General features: G+C 73.3%; 18 protein-coding genes. 5 read left to right on the top strand and 13 right to left on the bottom strand.

The genetic code is table 11. The annotated features are described in order from the left end of the window. Nucleotides 1-79 precede the first annotated feature (79 nt). Genes EV385_RS18450 through EV385_RS18425 form a run of 6 tightly spaced genes read right to left on the bottom strand, consistent with a single transcriptional unit; the run spans nucleotide 80 to nucleotide 6,623 of the window. Entirely contained in the window at nucleotides 80-1,561 is a 1,482-nt protein-coding gene (locus tag EV385_RS18450; RefSeq protein ID WP_130510590.1) for an NADH-quinone oxidoreductase subunit N, read from the bottom strand. Next, nucleotides 1,558-3,087 (bottom strand): complex I subunit 4 family protein, encoded by a 1,530-nt coding sequence (locus tag EV385_RS18445; protein WP_130513403.1) that lies wholly within the window; start codon nucleotides 3,085-3,087, stop codon nucleotides 1,558-1,560. The genes EV385_RS18450 and EV385_RS18445 overlap by 4 nt, the downstream gene beginning before the upstream one ends. A gap of 11 nt (nucleotides 3,088-3,098) precedes the next feature. Continuing rightward, complete coding sequence (locus EV385_RS18440) at nucleotides 3,099-5,006, bottom strand: NADH-quinone oxidoreductase subunit 5 family protein (RefSeq protein WP_130510589.1); 1,908 nt, start codon at nucleotides 5,004-5,006, stop codon at nucleotides 3,099-3,101. Beyond that, nucleotides 5,003-5,479 carry an NADH-quinone oxidoreductase subunit NuoK gene (nuoK, locus tag EV385_RS18435; protein WP_130510588.1) on the bottom strand — a complete coding sequence of 159 codons (477 nt, stop codon included), beginning with the start codon at nucleotides 5,477-5,479 and terminating at the stop codon, nucleotides 5,003-5,005. Before nuoK ends, EV385_RS18440 begins: the two co-directional genes overlap by 4 nt. Continuing rightward, on the bottom strand, nucleotides 5,479-6,003 hold the full coding sequence (locus tag EV385_RS18430) for an NADH-quinone oxidoreductase subunit J family protein (protein ID WP_130510587.1): 525 nt from the start codon (nucleotides 6,001-6,003) through the stop codon (nucleotides 5,479-5,481). Before EV385_RS18430 ends, nuoK begins: the two co-directional genes overlap by 1 nt. Then, complete coding sequence (locus EV385_RS18425; RefSeq protein WP_130510586.1) at nucleotides 6,000-6,623, bottom strand: NuoI/complex I 23 kDa subunit family protein; 624 nt, start codon at nucleotides 6,621-6,623, stop codon at nucleotides 6,000-6,002. Before EV385_RS18425 ends, EV385_RS18430 begins: the two co-directional genes overlap by 4 nt. A gap of 104 nt (nucleotides 6,624-6,727) precedes the next feature. Between EV385_RS18425 and EV385_RS18420 the strand changes: the two genes are divergently transcribed. Beyond that, entirely contained in the window at nucleotides 6,728-7,297 is a 570-nt protein-coding gene (locus tag EV385_RS18420) for a Uma2 family endonuclease (RefSeq protein WP_130510585.1), read from the top strand. 114 nt (nucleotides 7,298-7,411) lie between these two features. Here the strand turns inward: EV385_RS18420 and EV385_RS18415 are convergent, their stop codons facing one another. From EV385_RS18415 to EV385_RS18400, 4 genes are read right to left on the bottom strand one after another with little or no spacing between them, the layout of a single operon-like run. Continuing rightward, complete coding sequence (locus EV385_RS18415) at nucleotides 7,412-8,371, bottom strand: complex I subunit 1/NuoH family protein (RefSeq protein WP_130510584.1); 960 nt, start codon at nucleotides 8,369-8,371, stop codon at nucleotides 7,412-7,414. Further along, nucleotides 8,371-9,189: an NADH-quinone oxidoreductase subunit C gene (locus tag EV385_RS18410; protein ID WP_130510583.1), complete on the bottom strand. Its 819-nt coding sequence runs from the start codon at nucleotides 9,187-9,189 to the stop codon at nucleotides 8,371-8,373. Before EV385_RS18410 ends, EV385_RS18415 begins: the two co-directional genes overlap by 1 nt. A 35-nt stretch (nucleotides 9,190-9,224) precedes the next feature. Beyond that, on the bottom strand, nucleotides 9,225-10,526 hold the full coding sequence (locus tag EV385_RS18405; RefSeq protein ID WP_130510582.1) for a DUF2252 domain-containing protein: 1,302 nt from the start codon (nucleotides 10,524-10,526) through the stop codon (nucleotides 9,225-9,227). A gap of 10 nt (nucleotides 10,527-10,536) precedes the next feature. Continuing rightward, nucleotides 10,537-11,088 (bottom strand): NADH-quinone oxidoreductase subunit B, encoded by a 552-nt coding sequence (locus EV385_RS18400; protein WP_130510581.1) that lies wholly within the window; start codon nucleotides 11,086-11,088, stop codon nucleotides 10,537-10,539. Nucleotides 11,089-11,262: 174 nt separating this feature from the next. Between EV385_RS18400 and EV385_RS18395 the strand changes: the two genes are divergently transcribed. Next, complete coding sequence (locus tag EV385_RS18395) at nucleotides 11,263-12,666, top strand: gamma-glutamyltransferase (RefSeq protein ID WP_130510580.1); 1,404 nt, start codon at nucleotides 11,263-11,265, stop codon at nucleotides 12,664-12,666. Here the strand turns inward: EV385_RS18395 and EV385_RS18390 are convergent. Continuing rightward, complete coding sequence (locus EV385_RS18390; RefSeq protein ID WP_130510579.1) at nucleotides 12,663-12,977, bottom strand: MGMT family protein; 315 nt, start codon at nucleotides 12,975-12,977, stop codon at nucleotides 12,663-12,665. The genes EV385_RS18395 and EV385_RS18390 overlap by 4 nt on opposite strands. Before the next feature lie 60 nt (nucleotides 12,978-13,037). Here EV385_RS18390 and proB point away from each other — a divergent pair, with 60 nt between their 5' ends. Together proB and EV385_RS18380 are read left to right on the top strand one after the other, a co-directional pair. Further along, nucleotides 13,038-14,150: a glutamate 5-kinase gene (gene proB, locus EV385_RS18385; RefSeq protein WP_423203060.1), complete on the top strand. Its 1,113-nt coding sequence runs from the start codon at nucleotides 13,038-13,040 to the stop codon at nucleotides 14,148-14,150. Between the two features lie 8 nt (nucleotides 14,151-14,158). Continuing rightward, nucleotides 14,159-15,403 (top strand): glutamate-5-semialdehyde dehydrogenase, encoded by a 1,245-nt coding sequence (locus EV385_RS18380; RefSeq protein WP_130510577.1) that lies wholly within the window; start codon nucleotides 14,159-14,161, stop codon nucleotides 15,401-15,403. Between the two features lie 3 nt (nucleotides 15,404-15,406). Here EV385_RS18380 and EV385_RS18375 read toward each other — a convergent pair whose 3' ends face one another. Continuing rightward, nucleotides 15,407-16,258: an SDR family NAD(P)-dependent oxidoreductase gene (locus tag EV385_RS18375; RefSeq protein WP_130510576.1), complete on the bottom strand. Its 852-nt coding sequence runs from the start codon at nucleotides 16,256-16,258 to the stop codon at nucleotides 15,407-15,409. An 84-nt stretch (nucleotides 16,259-16,342) separates the two neighbouring features. Here EV385_RS18375 and EV385_RS18370 point away from each other — a divergent pair, with 84 nt between their 5' ends. Beyond that, nucleotides 16,343-16,783: a MarR family winged helix-turn-helix transcriptional regulator gene (locus EV385_RS18370; RefSeq protein ID WP_130510575.1), complete on the top strand. Its 441-nt coding sequence runs from the start codon at nucleotides 16,343-16,345 to the stop codon at nucleotides 16,781-16,783. 317 nt (nucleotides 16,784-17,100) lie between these two features. Here EV385_RS18370 and EV385_RS18365 read toward each other — a convergent pair whose 3' ends face one another. Next, nucleotides 17,101-17,931, bottom strand: coding sequence for a prenyltransferase/squalene oxidase repeat-containing protein (locus EV385_RS18365; RefSeq protein WP_130510574.1), 831 nt, complete (start codon nucleotides 17,929-17,931; stop codon nucleotides 17,101-17,103). Between the last annotated feature and the right edge of the window lie 32 nt (nucleotides 17,932-17,963).

Below are 17,963 nucleotides of genomic sequence, written 5' to 3'. Positions count from 1 at the left end.
AACATGACGCCGCCGGGAATTCATCCGTAAGTGACTGTGAGTTCGCTGTACGCGACGCTTGGGCGTGGCGCACGCCACGTCACGGGCTCAGCGCGTTGAAGATCAACTGAGGGGCCAGGCCCACGAGTACGGCCACCGCCGCACCCAGGGCCACCGCCGCCGCGACCGACGGGGCCACCCGGGAACGCACACCGGCCGGGGACTCGGGGGCGTACAGGACGGCGGCGGCGCGCACGTAGTACGCCAGCGCGATCACCGCGTTGAGGGCCACCACCCCGGCCAGCCACGCCCAGCCGGTGTCGATCAGTACGTCCACGATGGTCACCTTGGCGAACAGGCCCGCCAGCCCGGGCGGCAGACCCGCCAGCCCGGCGAACGCCAGCACCAGCGCGGCGCCCCGCCACGGCGCCCGGCGACCGGCGCCCCGGTAGTCGGCGATCTCCCCGCCGTCCGCGGCCGGACGCCGCAACGCGACCAGCGCCCCGAACGCGACGAACTCCAGCACCACGAAGAAGACCGCGTACGCGAGGGCGGCCTGCACCCCCGCACCGCCCGCCGCCAGCGGGGCCAGGATGTAGCCCGCCTGCGCGATCGACGACCACGCCAGCAGCCGCACCATCCGGGTCTGCCGCAACGCGACCAGGTTGCCCACCGTCATGGTCAGCACCGCCAGCACCGCCACCAGCCAGCCGGTGTCCAGCTGCGGCACGACCGCGGCCAGCGCGACCACACCGCCCAGCTTGGAGGCGGTCGACAGGTACGCGGCAACGGGCACGGGCGCACCGTCGTACGTGGCGGGCGCCCAGGCGTGCAGCGGCACCGCGGCGACCTTGAAGCCGAAGCCCACCACCAGCAGCGCGGCACCGACCGTCGCCAGGGTGGCCGGCGCGCCGACGCCCTGCCCACCCAGGTCCTGCACGCTCAGGCCCAGCTCGGCGAGGGCCCGCGCCGCCGCGTCGCCGCCCAGGCTGGACAGGTGCAGGGCACCCGTGGCGGCGTACAGCAGGGCGGCGCCGAGCAGGGCGAGCGCCGTCGAGACGACGCTGATCAGGAAGAACGTGACCGCCGCGGAGGCGCCCGCGGTGGTGACCCGCTCGCGCGGGGCGAAGCGGCGCAGGCCGACCAGCACGTACAGCGGGAGGGTGAGGGTTTCCAGCCCGACGATCAGGGTGATCAGGTCGCCCGCGTACGCGACCGTCACCCCGCCGGTCATCGAGCAGGCCAGCAGGAAGCAGAACTCGCCCGCGGGCGCGGCACCCAGCCGCAGCGTGGGAACGGACAACGCGAGCACCCCGGCGGTCAGCCCTGCGAACACCACCGCGGCGAGCCCCGCCAGCGGGGTGGCCACCCAGGAACAGTCCGGGCCGAGGCAGAACGTCGACCGCTCGCCCTGGCCGGCGACCACACCGGCGCAAACCGCGGTGGCCGCGGCGCCGAGCAACGCGGCACCCAGGACGACGGCCCGGCGACCGGCGGTCACCTCGGCCAGCAGGATCAGCAGGGCGGTACCGGCCGCGGCGTACAGCGGCAGCAAGGCGAAGTGGTCGACGGACTGGGTCACCACGCCCCTCCCGTCAGGATCTCCACCGGGGCGCCGGTACCCGCCAGCACCAGCGCGGGCATCAGGCCGACCAACAGCGCCAGCAGCACCAGCGGCGCCCACGCCGCCCACTCGTACCCGGCCGGGACCGGCCGTGGCAGTTCCGCGACCAGCGGCGTGGCCGGTCCGTGGGTGACCCGGCGCAACAGCCTCAGGAAGTACGCGGCGGTCAGCGCGCCACCGATCGCGGCGACCACGGCCAGGGTGACCCACAGCGGCCCGCCGCGCTGCACCGCGGCGACGACCGCGAACGCCTCCCCCCAGAACCCCGCCAGCCCGGGCAGGCCGAGCGACGCGATCGCCGCGAAGCCGAGCAACCCGGCCAGGCGCGGCGCGGTTTCCCGCAACCCGCCCAACTCGGCCAGGTCGCCGGTGTGCGCCCGGTCCTTGATCGCCCCGGCGAGGAAGAACAGCAGGCCGGTGATGATGCCGTGCGCCACGTTGCCGATCAGGGCCGCCTGCACCCCGGTGATCGTCACGGTGGCGATGCCCAGCAGCACGAAACCCATGTGCCCGACGCTGGAGTAGGCGATGAGCCGCTTGAGCTCCGTCTGCCGCAGACAGACCAGCGAACCCACCACGATCGCGGCGACCGCCAGGATCCCCAGGACTCCGCTGGCCCACACCGCACCCAGCGGCGTCACCCCCAGCCCGATGCGGATCAGGCCGTACGTGCCCATCTTCAGCAGCACACCGGCGAGGACCACGCTGCCGACCGTGGGCGCCTCGGTGTGCGCGTCCGGCAGCCAGGTGTGCAGCGGCCACAGCGGGGCCTTCACCGCGAACGCCACCGCGAACAGCGTGAACGCGACGTACTGCGTGGTGCGGGACAGGCCCGCGCCGCCCGCCAGCACGGTCAGGTCGCCGGTACCGGCCGCGGTGACGACGGTGAAGACGCCGAGCAGCAACAGCACCGAGCCGAACAGCGTGTACAGCACGAACTTGCGGGCCGCCGCGCGCCGCCCCGGGCCGCCCCAGCCCGCGATCACCGCGTACATCGGCAGCAGGACGACCTCGAAGAAGACGAAGAACAGCACCACGTTCAGGGCGAGGAAGGTGCCGACGATGCCGACCTCGAGGACCAGCAGCAGCGCGACGAGGGTACGGCCCGAGCCGCCGTCCGGCGCCCACCACACCGTGTACGCGCAGCACAACAACGTCAGCAGCGTGGTGAGCAGCACCAGCGGGTAGGAGACGCCGTCCAGTCCCAGGTGCAGGTCGAGGTGCAAGGCGGGCACCCAGGAGGTGTGCACCTCGACCGCGGGCAGGAACAGCAACCGGCCGTCCGCTGTGGTCTCCAGCCGACCACCGCCGTACACCGACGGCCGGGCCAGCAGCAGCGCCACCACGAACGTCAGCGCGGCGAACCCGGTCGCGACGAGGCGCCCCGCCCGGTCGCGACCGGCGGGCAGCAGCGCGACGACGACCGCGCCCAGCGCCGGGACGATGACCAGGGCGAGCAGCAGCGCCTGAATGACGGGCGACACCTCGGGCGGGATCACGACGCGGCTCCGTAGATCGCGGCGGCCACCCCGAGCAGCAGCGCGCCGGTGAGCACCGCCACCGCGGCGCGGGGCAGGGCGGCCCGGTGCACGGCGGCCAGCGCCGCACCGAGCCGGGTCGCGGCGGTCCCGGTGCCCTCGACGGCCCCGTCGACTACCCGTTCGTCGAAGCGGCGCAGGCCCCCGGCGACCGCCCGGACGGGACGGGCCACCAGGCGGTCCTGGACCGAGTCGAGGAAGAAGCCGTTCGCGAACAGCGGGCGCACCCGGCCCAGCGCGTCGGCCGGGTCGGCGCCCGGTACGGCCCGCCAGCGCCACCAGGCGGCGCCCGCACCGAGGACCAGCAGCGCCAGCGGCAGGGCGACGGTCGCGCCGAAGTGGGGCCGGTCGAGCCCCAGAGCGGCGCGGAACCCGGGCAGGTAGACGGCGAGACCCAGCAGCGCCGCGGGCACGGCCAGCAGCAGGACCGGCCAGCGCATCAGGGCGGGCGGGTCGTGCGGCGCGGCGAAGTCGCGGTCGTAGCGGGCGTCGTCGAAGCCGACCTGCCAGTCGTCGTCGCGGGCCCGGGCGGCGCCGAAGAACGTGCGCAGCAGCAGGCGGGTGGCGTACCAGGCGGTGACGGCGACCCCGGTCAGCGCCGCCAGCCACACCGTCCAGCCGACCCAGGCGGGTGCGGGGCCGCCACCGTCGGCGGCGTGCTCCGCGGCGGTCAGGACGGTCTCCTTGGACCAGAAGCCGGACAGCGGCGGCAGCCCCGCCAGCGCGCCCAGCCCGATCGCCATGGACCAGAAGGTGGCGGGCATCCGGGTGCGCAGCCCGCCCATACGGGACAACGCGTTCGTGCCGACCGCGTGGATGACCGCGCCCGCGCCGAGGAACAGCAGCGCCTTGAACGCGGCGTGGGTGAGCAGGTGGAACAGCGCCGCCGGTGGCGAGCCGACCGCCAGCGCCCCGGTCATGTACCCGATCTGCGACACCGTCGACCAGGCCAGCACCCGCTTGATGTCCTCCTGCGCGGTGGCGCACAACGCGCCCAGCAGCAGCGTGACCGCGGCCATCACCCCGAGCACGGCCAGCGCCGCCGGGGAAGCCTCGAACAGCGGGAACAGCCGGACCACGACGTACACCCCGGCGGCGACCATGGTGGCGGCGTGGATGAGGGCGGAGATCGGGGTCGGGCCGGCCATCGCGTCCGGCAGCCAGGTGTGCAGCGGGAACTGGGCGCTCTTGCCCGCGACCCCGGCCAGGATCAGCAGCAGCGCGGCCGTCAGCGTCCCCGGCGGATAGTCGTGGGCCAGCACGTCCGCGATCCGGAAGGTGCCCGCGCCGACCCCCAGGACCGCGACGCCCAGCAGGAAGCCGACATCGCCGACCCGGGTCACCAGGAACGCCTTCACCGCCGCGCCCGGCGCCTCGGGCAGCCGCCGGTCGTGGCCGATCAGCAGGTACGAGCAGGCGCCCATCACCTCCCAGCCGACGAGCAGCGGGATCAGGTCGCCGGCGACCACCACCAGCAGCATCGCGCCCGTGAACAGGCTGACCTGGGCGGCGTAGGGCGCATAGCGGGGGTCGTCGTGCAGGTAGGAGACCGAGTACACCTGGACGGCGAGCGCCACGACGGCGACCGCCAGCGCGACGTACAGCGCGGCGGGGCTGACCGCGAACGTCAGGGTGACCGGCAGGTCGCCCAGTTCGATCCAGCGCACCCCGGACTCGACCGGGCCGTCGATGCGGGCCAGCAACAGCACGGTGACCGCCAGCGCGGCCGCGGCCCCCAGCACGCCGAGGGTGGCGGACAGCCGGCGGCGGGTGCGGCCGCCGTCGCCGGGCGGCAGGACGAGGCCCACGAGGCCGAGCAGCAGGGGTACGCCGGGCAGCGCCGGCACGAGGGCGTCGATGTTCACCCGGACACGTTCTCCGTCCCCGCCGCCGCGTCCGGCCCGGCGTCAGCCGCCGTCGTCCCGGAAGCCGTCGCCGTTGTCGCGGTAGCCGTCGTTCCGGCGGCCACTCCGGCTGGTGTCTCCTCCCCGGCGGTCGTCTCCGCAGCGGTCGGGTCAGCGGCCGGGTCCAGCTCGACCGCGTCGACGGCGACGCTCGCCCGAAGCCGGTAGAACTGCAACACGATGGCGAGGCCCACGCCGATCTCCGCCGCCGCCAGCACGATCACGAACAGGGTGAACACCGCGCCGGCGTGCTGCGCGCCGGTGTCGAGCGTGGAGCGGATCGTGGCGTCGGCGGTCACGAAGACCAGGTTGACCGCGTTCAGCATGAGCTCGACGGCCATGAGGACGAGGATCGCGTTGCGGCGCCGCAGCACGCCGTAGACGCCGAGCCCGAACAGCAGGCCCGCCGTGACCATCGGGATGACCGCGTGCATCAGTGCGTCTCCGCCGGGTCGTCGTGCCGGGCGCCGAGATCCGGCCGGGACAGCACGATCGCGCCGACCAGCGCGGCCAGCAGCAGGATCGACAGCACCTCGAACGGCAGCACCCAGCCACCGAAGATCTGCTCCCCCATCCGGGCCGCGGTACCCGTCTCGGGCATCGGGAAGTGGATCCACCGGTACGCGTCCGCGAACAGGGCGGCCAGTCCCAGCCCGACACCGCCGCCGACCAGCGCGGCCGCCCAGGCTGGACGGTCGAGATCCGGCGACGGGCCGATCGGGGCGCGGGTCAGCATCACCGCGAACAGCAGCAGGACCACCACGGCGCCCACATAGATCAGCACCTGCACCCAGGCGATCAGCTCGGCGCCGAGCACCAGGTACAGCCCGGCGAGTGCACCCAGGCTGACGACCAGGTGGAGACCGGAGCGGACCAGGTGGTCGCTGGTCACGACGAGGGCGCCCGAGCCGACCGCGATGATTCCGAGCGCGAGCAGAAGCACGTCGGCGACCGTCACGTCCCGGGCTCCTGACTCGAGCCCGGCTCCGGACCCGGGCCGGGGGTGGGCCGTACCGTTGCCGGTCTGGCGGTCTTGGCCGGTGTGGCCGCGCCCGGGCCCGCGGCCTTGCGCGCCGCGGTGGCCTCCTCCTTCGACGGCTCGCCGAGCGGGTCGTGCGCGGGCGGCGGCGGCACGGTCTGCATCCAGTCGCCGAGGCGTTCCTTGTCGTGCAGCAGGTCGCGCAGCTCGAACTCGGAGTACTCGAACTCGGGGGTCCAGTACAGCGCGTCGAACGGGCACGCCTCGATGCAGATCCCGCAGTACATGCAGAGGGAGAAGTCGATGTCGAATCGGTCGAGCACGTTGCGCTGCCGGGGGCGGGCCGCGCCGGGGACGACGACCTCCTCCTTGTGCGAGTCGATGTAGATGCACCAGTCCGGGCACTCGCGGGCGCACAGCATGCAGACCGTGCAGTTCTCCTCGAGCAGGGCGATCACGCCGCGGGAGCGGGGCGGCAGGTCTGGCTCGACGTCGGGGTACTGCTGCGTCGTGCTACGCCGCGTCATCGTCTTGAGGGTGACGGCGAGCCCGTTGAGCAGGCCCTTGCCCGGCGTGCCCCGGTCGGAGTCGTCAGTCACAAACGCATATCCTGCCCGGTCGCTGGGCGCGACGCGAGCACACCCCCACCGCGATCTTCCGATACGGTGAGCCGCAGGCGCGTGACCCCCTCCATGGAGGCCCCATGACTGGTGCACTGGGCAGCCGTCCGCCAGCCGGGGGCTGGACCACCGATCACCTCGAAGCCATGCCCGAAGACGGCCGGCGCCGCGAGTTGCTCGATGGAGTGCTTCTCGTGTCCCCCTCCCCCACGGACGTGCACCAGATCATTGCCATGCGACTCGGCGTTGCACTGGAACAGACCTGCCCGCCTGACCTGCAGGTGACCCAGGGCGTCGAGGTGCGGATCAGCAACCGCCGGTCCTTCATTCCGGACGTGCTTGTGGCGACTGACGAGGCCGCCCGGCGTCGGGCCGGGCACTACGCGCCGCACGAGGTCGTGCTGGCGGTCGAGATCGTGTCGCCGACCTCGCAGAGCATGGACCGGATCACGAAACCGGCCCTGTACGCCGCCGCCGGAATCCCCTTCTTCTGGCGGATAGAGACGGCTGGCGGCATCACGGTGCACGCATCCAAGATCGACCCGGAGCACGAGGTGTACCAGCCGTTCGGCACGTTCAGCGACGTCATCGATGTGCCCGAGCCCTGGGCGGTCAAGATTCCGGTCAACACCCTCACTCCACGCCATCTCTGACCAGCTAGACCGCCGACGTTGCTGAGTTCGGGTTAGCTTCGCGCCTGAAGGCTTCAAGATCTGGCGTGCCGGACTTCCTGCCCAACGCGCTGCGCGAGACCGGCGAGCCGGTGCCTACGTCAGCACCTTGACGGCCGCGGTGAGCACGAGCTGGGCCAGGGCGACCGGCACCAGGACCAGCCAGCACAGCCGCTGCAACTGGTCCTCGCGCAGCCGCGGGTAGGTCACCCGCAGCCAGATGATGACGAACGACACCGCGAACACCTTGACCAGCGTCCACAGCCAGCCGAGCTGCTCGGCCCACGGGCCGTGCCAGCCGCCGAGGAACAGCACCGTGGTCAGGGCCGCGATGACGACGATGCCGACGTACTCGGCCAGCAGGAAGAACGCGAACCGCAGGCCGGTGTACTCGGTCAGGTAACCGAAGACCAGCTCCGAGTCGGCGATCGGCATATCGAAGGGAGGCCGCCGGATCTCGGCCAGGCCCGCGACGAAGAACACCGCCGCGGCCGGGAACTGCCACACCAGCCACCACGGCTGCCACGCCGCGACGATCCCGGGCAGGCTCAGGGTGCCCGCGGCCATCGCGACGCTGGCCGCGGCCAGCACCAGCGGCAGCTCGTAGCCGAGCAGCTGGGCGGCACCGCGCAGGCCGCCGAGCAGGCTGTACTTGTTCGCCGACGCCCACGCCGACATCAGCACGGCCACCACGCCGACGCCGAGCACGGCCAAAACGAAGAACAGGCCGATGTCCATGGCCTGGGCGACCAGGCCGCCGGGCCCGAGCGGGATCGCCAGCAGGACCAACAGGTACGGGAAGAGCGCGACGATCGGCGCCAGCTGGAACACCCGCCGGTCGGCGGCGCGCGGCGCGATGTCCTCCTTCTGCACGAACTTCACGCCGTCGGCGATGAGCTGCGCCCAGCCGTGGAAGGCGCCCGCGTACATCGGGCCGAGGCGGCCCTGCATGTGCGCCATGACCTTGTGCTCGGCCTGGCCCACGACCAGCGGGAGGGTGAGGAAGCCGCCGACCACCGCGACGACGCGGACGGTCAGGTCGAGCCAGAGCGGCATCAGTCGGTCCCCTCGGTCGGCGGCTCTTCCGCCTTTGTCGGTGCCTCCGGCTCGGGCGACGCCTCGGCGGCGGCCGGACGGGCCGGGCGCTCGCCGGCCGCAGGACGGGCCGGGCGCTCGCCAGCCGCAGGACGGGCCGGGCGCTCGCCGGCCGCAGGACGGGCCGGGCGGTCACCGGCGGCGCGTCGCGGCGGGGCTTCCGGTGGCGGCACCTTGCCCTTGAGTGGCCCCCACTCGTTCGGGTCGGGGACGCCGGGCGGGCGCATCGGGGCGCGCTTGGCCGAGCCGGACTCCGACTCCCCGGGCTCCTTGGCGCCCGGCCAGGCCTTCGCCACCCGGGACGCCAGCACGAACTCCTTGCGCAGCGGATGCCCCTCGAAGCCGGGCGGCAGCAGCAGCGGCCGCAGATCCGGATGACGGGCGAACGTGATGCCGAACATCTCGTACGTCTCCCGCTCGTGCCACGTGGCGCCGGGGAACAGGTCCACCACCGACTCGATCACCGGCTCGTCGCGCGGCACCAGCGTACGCAGCAGCAGCCCGTGCCGGCGCTTGCTGGACCACAGGTGGGCCACCACCCGGAAGCCGTCGGCCAGCTCGTCGACCGCCGACAGCCAGTCGAAGAAGTCGCAGCCCAGCGCGGCCGGGTCCCGGGCGATGGAGACCGCGGCCCACCACCGGGCCACGGGTACGTCCACCACGGCCCGCTCGTGCCGGGGCCCGCCGCCGGAGACGCTGGCGATGACCGGACCGGCCACGGCGTGCTGCTCGTCCGTCAGCAGCGCGACCAGGCGCTCGCCGACCTCCTCGGGCGTCATGGCCTTGATCCTATGGCCAGCCGCCCGCCGGATCGCTACCGCAGGCCCGGCAGCCGCCCGTTGCGGAACAGGTCCACGAAGTCCTGGTGGTCCTCGCGGGCCTGGTCGCCGTACTTGTGGGCGAAGTCGACCAGGTGCCGGATGAAGCCGACCTCGTCCTTGTCGACCGCCGCGACGATCGACTCCTCGGTGGAGAAGTCGACCAGGTCGTGGCTGGACTCGTCGTCGGCGACCGAGTGCATGCGGGCGACCGCGCGGCCCAGGTCGGCGATGACGCCGGTCAGCTCCTCGGGCTCGTTGACGTCGGACCAGTCCAGGTCGGCCGCGTACGGGGAGACCTCGGCGACGAGCTGGCCGACCCCGTTCAGCTCGGTGAAGCCCAGCCACGGGTCGGCGTGCGCCTGCAGCGCGCGCTGCGACTCGGCGGTGCGGTGGCCCTGGTGCTTGAAGTAGCCGCGGACCCGCTCGTCGTCGATCCACCGGGCGACCGCGGGCACCTGGGCCTGCTTCATGTAGATGACGACGTCGTTCTCCAGCGCCTGCGTGTGCCCCTCCAGCAGCAGGTTGTACGACGGCAGCCCGGCCGACCCGATGCCCACGCCCTTGCGCAGCACCACGTCCTTGATGTTGGTGGCCACGGACCGGTGCTCCGGCAGCGTGGTCAGGTACGCGTCGAACGCGGCGACCACCGTGGCCCGGGTGGCGTCGTCGATCTCGTACACGCCGTCGCCGAGGGAGAAGCGGCGCTCGTAGTCGTCAATCGTGGTCTGCCCGGCCAGCAGGTCGACCCGCGTGTTGAGGCGGGCCTGCTGCAGCACCCGGCGCAGCACGCCGGTGGCGTTCTCCAGGGTGATCGAGCCGATCGCGTCGTCGCCGCCCGCCGCGATGGCCCGCAGCTCGACCAGGTACGCCCGCGCGAACGTGGTGACCAGCTCGCTGATCACCTCGTCGGAGAGGGCCTTGGAGTACCCGATGAGGGCCACGCTGGCGCTGAACCGCTTGAGGTCCCAGCTGAACGGCCCGACGTACGCCTCGTCGAAGTCGTTGACGTTGAAGACCAGCTGGCCGGACGAGTTCATGTACGTGCCGAAGTTCTCGGCGTGCAGGTCGCCGTGGATCCACACCCGGCTGGTGCGCTCGTCGAGGAAGCTGTCGTCGGCGTACCCGCCGGTCTGGTCGGCGTAGAACAGCGACGCGCTGCCCCGGTAGAACGCGAACGGCGAGGCCGCCATCTTCCGGAACTTGCGCCGGAACGCGGCCGGATCCAGCGCCATCAGCTCGCCGAACTCACGGGTCAGCACGTCGATGATGAAGTCGGCTCGCGACTGCGTGGTCATGAATCGCAGGCTAACCGCCCGGAGCCACCGGCGGGGCGACGATCGGCGCAGTCAGCGAGGCGGCGTCGCGGCGCAGCGGGTCCGGCCGGGGCACCCCGCCCGGCCCGGACTGCTCGGCGGCGATCTTCTCCTGCAGGCGCAGGATGCCGTGCAGCAGCGCCTCGGGGCGCGGCGGGCAGCCGGGCACGTACACGTCGACCGGGATGAGCTGGTCGACGCCCTTGGTCACCGAGTACGAGTCCCAGTACGGGCCGCCGCAGTTGGAGCAGGAGCCGAACGAGATGACGTACTTCGGCTCGGGCATCTGGTCGTACAGTCGCTTGATCGCCGGGGCCATCTTGTCGGTGACCGTGCCGGAGACGACCATCAGGTCGGCCTGGCGGGGGCCGTGCGCGAACGGGATCACGCCGAGCCGGATGAAGTCGTGGCGGCCCATGCTGGTCGCGATGAACTCGATCGCGCAGCAGGCGAGCCCGAAGTTGAAGACCCAGAGCGAGTAGCGGCGCCCCCAGTTCAGGACGAACCTGATGGGCTCACCGAGGACTCCTGGCAGACCGGCCACGCCGCCAACCTACCCCGGCGCCCCGGGCCCGGCGCAGCAAGGCCCGGCGAGGACGCGGAAGCCACATCGTCCGGAGGTATGGGGGTGTATCGGCCGTACGTCGGAAGTGGGACCGTGCCGAGTGTCACGCCGAATGCTGTCCCCCGCCGAATCGGCGGGCCTACGCTTCGGCAAATGAAGGCTCCCATCGCCGCCGGCGTCGCCGCGGCGCATCCGGCGACCGCGGAGGCCGGCCTGCAGATTCTGCGGGCCGGCGGGACCGCGGCCGACGCCGCGGTCGCCGCGGTGCTGGCGACCTGCGTCGCCGAGACCATCTACACCGGACTGGGCGGCGGCGGCTTCGCCACCTACTACGACGCTTCCACCGGTACGGCGACCTGCCTCGACTTCTTCGTCGCCGTGCCCGGCACGGACGGCGACATCGAGCCGGACTCGATGGTGGCCGTCGACGTGTTCTTCGGCGGCGTACCCCAGGTGTACGCGATCGGCGGGGCGAGCGTGGCCGTGCCGGGGGTACCCGCCGGCTGCGGCGAGCTGCACCGCCGCTGGGGCCGGCTGCCCTGGCCCGAGCTGGTGGCGCCCGCGATCGACCTGGCCCGTACCGGGGTGATCCTGCCCGCGGCGCAGGCCCGCACGCTGGCGTCGTGCGCGCCCGCCCTGGCCTACGGCGAGGGCGGCGCGGTGTACGCCCCGAACGGCCAGCTCATGCAGGGCGGCGAGCTGCTGTTCCACCCCGGCCTGACGACCGCCCTGGAGGGCCTGGCCGCCGAGGGCCCGGCGGTGTTCTACACCGGGGCGTTCTCGAAGATCCTGGTGGACGCGGTCCGCGCCGACGGCGGCAACCTCGGCCCCGTCGACCTGGCCACCTACCAGGTGTACGAGACGCCGGTGGATCACGCGCGCCTGGCCGGGCACCGGGTGCACGCCCGGCACGATCTCAACCGTACGGTCGACACCATCGCCGCCCTGCCGCCGGACGTCGCGCGGCTGCCCCGGCCGGAACGGGCCGTCGCGGTGGCGACCGCCCTGCGCGACCGGGGGCGCCAGCGGGTCGGCGACACCACGAACGTGGCCGTGGTCGACGCCGCGGGCAACGCCTGCGTGGTCACCACGACGCTCGGGCTGGGCGCGGCGGTGTGGCTGCCCGGCCTCGGCGTCAACATGAACTCGATGCTCGGCGAGGGCGAGCTGCTCACCCCCGACCTGGCCCCCGGCCTGCGGATGTCGTCGAACCTGTGCCCGATGGTGGTCACCGACGCCGAGGACCTGCTGACGGTCGCGGTGGGTTCGGCGGGCGCCTCCCGGATCCGTACGGCGCTGGTCGACACCCTGCTCGGGGTGCTTGTCGACGGGCTGGACCTGCAGCAGGCGGTCGCCCGGCCCCGGTTCCACGTGGTCGGCGACACGGTGCACGCGGAGGCCGGGTACCCGGAGGCGGAGCTGGCCGCGCTGGCCGACGCGGGGTGGACGATCAACCGGTGGCCGGACATCGACCACTACTTCGGCGGCGTGACCGGGGTGGGGCCGGGTGGCGCGGCGGGCGACCCGCGGCGCGGCGGCGCGGGCCTGCACCTCTAGCCGGGCATCTCCGGGTGCCAGGCGGCGCGGGCCATGTCGACGCGCTCACCCCGCAGCGGCACCCCGTCGGCCAGGAGCAGCTGGCGGGCCTCCTGCTCGTGCCCGGGTGGCAGCCGCCCGCCGCCGGTGACCACGCGGTGCCACGGGACCGCGCCGCCGTACCGGGCCATGATCGAGCCGACCTGGCGGGCGGAGTTGCGGCCGGAGCGTTCCGCCAGCGCGTCGGCGACCGCCCCGTACGACATGACCCGGCCCTCGGGGATGCGCTCGACCAGCGCCAGCACCTCTTCGACGTACTCCTGCGGTGTCACCGGCGCCACGATATGGGATCCGGGACCGGCGCGGTACGTCACTCCGCGCAGAATGGTCGGGTGCGGGAAGTGGTGACCGGTGCGCGCCGGATCGTGGTGAAGGTGGGCTCGTCCTCGCTGACCACGGCGGCGGGCGGGATCGACCAGCAGCGCGTCGACGCCCTGGTCGACGTGCTGGGCAAGCTGGCCACGGACGGCCGGGAGGTGGTGCTGGTGTCCAGCGGCGCCATCGCCGCCGGGCTGGCCCCGCTCAACCTGCCGAAGCGCCCGCGTGACCTGGCCACCCAGCAGGCCGCCGCGAGCGTCGGGCAGGGCCTGCTGATCGGGCGGTACGCGGCCGGTTTCGCCCGGCACGGCCGTACGGTCGGGCAGGTGCTGCTGACGGTCGACGACGTGACCCGGCGGGCGCACTACCGCAACGCGTACCGGACGCTGCGCAAGCTGCTCGACCTCGGGGCCCTGCCGATCGTCAACGAGAACGACACGGTCGCCACCGAGGAGATCCGCTTCGGTGACAACGACCGGCTGGCCGCCCTGGTGGCCGCGCTCGTGCACGCCGACCTGCTGGTGCTGCTCTCCGACGTGGACGCGCTGTACACCGGCGACCCGGCCGACCCCGCGTCGCGGCGGCTCGAGGTCGTCCGCGACGAGTCGGACCTGGAGGCGGTGGCGATCGGCAAGGCCGGGCGCGCCGGGGTGGGCACGGGCGGCATGGTCACCAAGGTCGAGGCGGCCCGCATCGCGACCGGGTTCGGCATTCCGGTGGTGCTCACCGCCGCCCCGCTGGCCGGGCCCGCGCTGGAGGGCGCGGAGATCGGCACGCTGTTCGAGGCGGCCGCCCGGCGCCCCACGGCCCGGCTGTTCTGGCTGGCCCACGCCACCGCCCCGCGCGGGCGGCTGCACCTCGACCCCGGTGCGGTGGCCGCGGTCGTGGTCCGGCGCAAGTCGCTGCTGCCCGCCGGGATCACCTCGGTGGACGGCTCGTTCGCCGCCGGTGACCCGGTGGATCTGGTCGCCGCGGACTCCGGCGTGCCGATCGCCCGGGGCCTGGTCAACTACGACGCCGTCGAGCTGCCCGCGCTGCTCGGCCGCACCACCGCAGACCTGGCGGCCGCCCTCGGCCCCGAGTACGAACGAGAGGTCGTCCACCGCGACGACCTCGTCCTTCTCTAGGAGTGACGATGAGTGTCCTGCAGCAGGCGGCCGACGCGCGCGCCGCCTCGTTCGACCTGGCCGCCGCCACCCGCGCCGAGAAGGACGCGGCGCTGCTGCTGATGGCGGAACGGCTGGTGCAGCGCGCGGACGACATCGTCGCGGCGAACGCGGTGGACGTCGACAAGGCCCGTACGGGCGGGTCCACCGACGCCATGATCGACCGGCTGACCCTGACCCCGCAGCGGGTGGCCGCGATGGCCGACGGGCTGCGCCAGCTGGCCGCCCTGCCCGACCCGGTCGGTGACGTGGTGCGCGGTTCCACCCTCGCGAACGGGCTGGAGTTGCGCCAGGTGCGGGTGCCGTTCGGGGTGGTCGGCATCATCTACGAGGGGCGGCCCAACGTCACCGCGGACGCGGCGGGGATCTGCCTCAAGTCGGGCAACGCGGCGCTGCTGCGCGGCTCGTCGTCGGCGTACTCATCGAATGCGGCCATCGTGGCGGTGCTGCGCAAGGCCGTCGCGGACGCGGGCCTGCCCGCGGACACGGTCCAGTTGCTCGACGCCACCTCGCGCGACTCGGTCAAGGAGTTGATGCGCGCCCGCGGCCTGGTGGACGTGCTGATCCCGCGCGGCGGGGCCGCGCTGATCAAGACGGTGGTCGAGGAGTCGACCGTGCCGGTGATCGAGACCGGGGTGGGCAACTGCCACGTGTACGTGGACTCCGACGCCGACCTGGAGAAGGCCCTCGCCGTGGTGGTCAACTCCAAGACGCAGCGGCTGTCCACCTGCAACACCGCCGAGTCGCTGCTGGTGCACGCGGAGATCGCGGACTCGTTCCTGCCGCTGGTGCTGGAGGAGCTGATGGCCGCCGGGGTGACGGTGCACGGCGATCCCCGCGTGGCCGCCTACAGCGACGACGTGGTGCCCGCGACCGCCGAGGACTGGGGCGCGGAGTACCTGTCCGCGGACATCGCCGCGGCCGTGGTCGACTCGCTGGACGACGCCCTGGATCACATCCGCCGCTACGGCACCGGTCACACCGAGGCCATCGTCAGCGAGTCCGTGACCGCGACGCAGCGGTTCGCGGCGCGGGTGGACGCGGCCGCGGTGATGGTCAACGCGTCCACCCGCTTCACCGACGGCGGCGAGTTCGGCTTCGGCGCCGAGATCGGCATCAGTACGCAGAAACTGCACGCCCGTGGCCCGATGGGCCTGCCCGAGCTGACCAGCACCAAGTACGTCGTCACCGGCAACGGCCACACCCGCCCCTGAGCGTCAGTGCTCCGTCGCCGGGAATCCGGCGGTGAGCGAGCCGGCGGTCGGCACCCGGGCCGCCGAGGGCGCGTCGACGGCCCCGCGCAGGCTGCGGCCGGTGACCGCCGCCACGAGCCGCCGGGGCAGTAGGCGGCTCACCAGCGGGACCCAGGCGTTCTCGGGGCCGGGCGTGACGACGGGACGGTTGCGCTCGACCGCGCGCAAGGCGCGTTCCACCACGTACCCGACCTGGCGGGGGCGCCCGACCCGGACCTCGGACGTGCCGACCACACCGAGGAACCCGGTGTCGACCGGCCCGGGACAGACCGCGGTGACTCGCACGCCGGCGCGCCGGTTCTCCGCCCAGAGCGCCTGACTGAACGAGAGCACGAAGGCCTTCGCGGCGCCGTAGACCGCCATGTACGGCGTGGGCTGGAAGGCCGCGATCGAGGCAATGTTGACGATCGCCCCGCGGCCCCGCTCGACCATGCCCGGCAGGTACGCCGTGGTCAGGTCCACCAGCGCGGCGACGTCGAGGGCCACTTCGGTGTTCACCCGGTCGGCGGGCACCTCGTGGAACCTTCCCGCGCTGGCGAAACCAGCGTTGTTGATCAGTGCGTCCACCGTCAGTCCACGCTGCTCGGTCGCGGACCGCACGGCGGCGACGGCCCCCGGCGCGGTCAGGTCCTGAACGACCACGTCGATCCGTACGCCATGGGCCGCCCGCAGCCGCCGCGCCGTGTGCTGCAGCACGTCGGCGCTGCGGGCAACCAGCACCAGATCCGCACCCCGGGCGGCGAGCGCCTCGGCGAATCCCGCCCCGATGCCGGACGACGCACCCGTGATCATGACCGTCTGGCCCTGCCAGTTCATCAGTCCTCCAAATTGTCAGCGTTACTGACGATCAGTGTTGCAGACTGGTGCCGGAACTGACAAGCCGTCCCGTACAGTCGGCGCATGACCAGCCCCGCCGACCAGCTCGCATCCCGCACCGGGTACGTGCTGATCAAGCTCGGCGAGGAGGCGCTCGCGGCGGCCGAGCGAGCGCTGGCGCCCCTGGGGCTGCGCGCCAAGCACGTGAACGTCCTGACGCTGATCGAGGCGCACCGGCTCTCCCAGCAGCAACTGAGCACCGGCACCGGGCTGGACCGCACGACGATGGTCGGCCTGGTCGACGACCTGGAGGCGGGCGGATACGCCACCCGCGAACGCGACCCCAACGACCGGCGCCGCTACGTCGTCAGCCCGACCACGGCCGGGATAGCCGCGCTCCGGGCGGCCGAGAAGGTGCTCGACGAGGTCGAGGCGTCGGTGTTCGCCGGCCTGAGCACGACGGAACGCCGTACCCTGCACCAGCTCGCGGTACGCGCCCTGGCAGCGACCCGACACCCCCACTGACCAGCCGCCGGGTGGCCTCACAGCCGCCCCAGCCCGGCCGGCTCCTCAACGCCGCGTCCCCCGAAGTCGATGACTTCAGGCCAGCCCCCAACCCTAAGTCCCCAAGATCTCAACTTCCTGACGCCGCCCCACGGAGGGTGGTCGGCAAGACACGGGCGGCAGGCCGTAGTCGACCCGCCGCACAGCGAGCGCGCGCCAACATGAGGACTTCGGGTCAGCACCGAACCCGAAGGCTTCAAGATCTGGATCCGCTGACGCCGCCGTGCGGAGGGTGGTTGGCTGGGGGCGTCCAGGGTGGAGAGCCGGGGTGGCGCGGATCAGAGAGCGGCCGCGCCGACCCGGGGCAGCACGGCGCGCAGGGCCGTGAGAGTCGTGTTGACGTCGAAGATCGGGCCCTCGGCGCTGTCCCAGCCGCCGTCCGTGCGCTGCGTCTCCCCGAGCCGCTTGTACGCCGCCCGCAGCAGCCAGTCGTCGCCGAGGTTCACCCGGCGCACCGCGGCGGCCATCGACGCGAGATCGGCCGGTGCCATGCCGTCCAGCCGCTCGGCCAGCACCAGCTGCATCCGGGCCGACTCGTAGAAGTGCTGCTGCTCGTGCAGCAGCACCGCACCGTGCCAGCCCGCCGCCAGGAACGACGGCCACGTCCCGTCCGGACGCACGTGCGCGACCACGTACGCGGCGGCGGCCCGCAGGGCGGACGCGTATCGCGCGGGCCACTGGTCGCGCGGATACGCCTCCACGGCGGCGACGGTCAGCCAGAATCCCGCCACCGAGGTCTGATACAGGGTGGCTTCGGGGTCGCCCGGCGCGGCCCAGGCCGGGGCCTCCGCGGCCAGCGCCTCGTCCTCCTGCCAGGTGCCGTCGGGGTGCTGCACCCCGACCAGCCACGCCAGCGCACGCTCCGCCGCCGGGGTCCGCAGCCCGCCGAGGTCGTCCAGCTCGCCGAGCCGGAAGCACGTGGCGTCCACCGACGGCAGTGGACCGTCGCCGGTGGCGGGCCAGCCACCCTCCGGCGTCTGCCCCGCGGTGATCCGCTCGACCACTTCCTCCCCGGGCACGGCGCCGGTGCGCAGGAAGGAGAGTCGCGCGCGTTCCACGGGGTCACCGTGCGCGACGACGTAACCGATGGCGGCATCGATGTCGACCACGACCGTGACGCTACCGGGCGCCGCGCGCCGCC

This window comes from Krasilnikovia cinnamomea (genome assembly GCF_004217545.1).
In the GTDB taxonomy this organism is placed as follows: Bacteria; Actinomycetota; Actinomycetes; order Mycobacteriales; family Micromonosporaceae; genus Actinoplanes; species Actinoplanes cinnamomeus.
This window is presented reverse-complemented; position numbering and strand designations above follow the sequence as displayed.

What these genes read in the sequence shown, in the direction of transcription:
- nuoK (WP_130510588.1), bottom strand. Translation starts at nt 5,479, where the DNA reads ATGCACGCGGTCATCCCGATGGTCACGGCGGGCCTGCTGTTCGGGCTC.
- EV385_RS18420 (WP_130510585.1), top strand. Translation starts at nt 6,728, where the DNA reads ATGACTGGTGCACTGGGCAGCCGTCCGCCAGCCGGGGGCTGGACCACC.
- EV385_RS18415 (WP_130510584.1), bottom strand. Translation starts at nt 8,371, where the DNA reads ATGCCGCTCTGGCTCGACCTGACCGTCCGCGTCGTCGCGGTGGTCGGC.
- EV385_RS18410 (WP_130510583.1), bottom strand. Translation starts at nt 9,189, where the DNA reads ATGACGCCCGAGGAGGTCGGCGAGCGCCTGGTCGCGCTGCTGACGGAC.
- EV385_RS18405 (WP_130510582.1), bottom strand. Translation starts at nt 10,526, where the DNA reads ATGACCACGCAGTCGCGAGCCGACTTCATCATCGACGTGCTGACCCGT.
- EV385_RS18395 (WP_130510580.1), top strand. Translation starts at nt 11,263, where the DNA reads ATGAAGGCTCCCATCGCCGCCGGCGTCGCCGCGGCGCATCCGGCGACC.
- EV385_RS18380 (WP_130510577.1), top strand. Translation starts at nt 14,159, where the DNA reads ATGAGTGTCCTGCAGCAGGCGGCCGACGCGCGCGCCGCCTCGTTCGAC.
- EV385_RS18375 (WP_130510576.1), bottom strand. Translation starts at nt 16,258, where the DNA reads ATGAACTGGCAGGGCCAGACGGTCATGATCACGGGTGCGTCGTCCGGC.
- EV385_RS18370 (WP_130510575.1), top strand. Translation starts at nt 16,343, where the DNA reads ATGACCAGCCCCGCCGACCAGCTCGCATCCCGCACCGGGTACGTGCTG.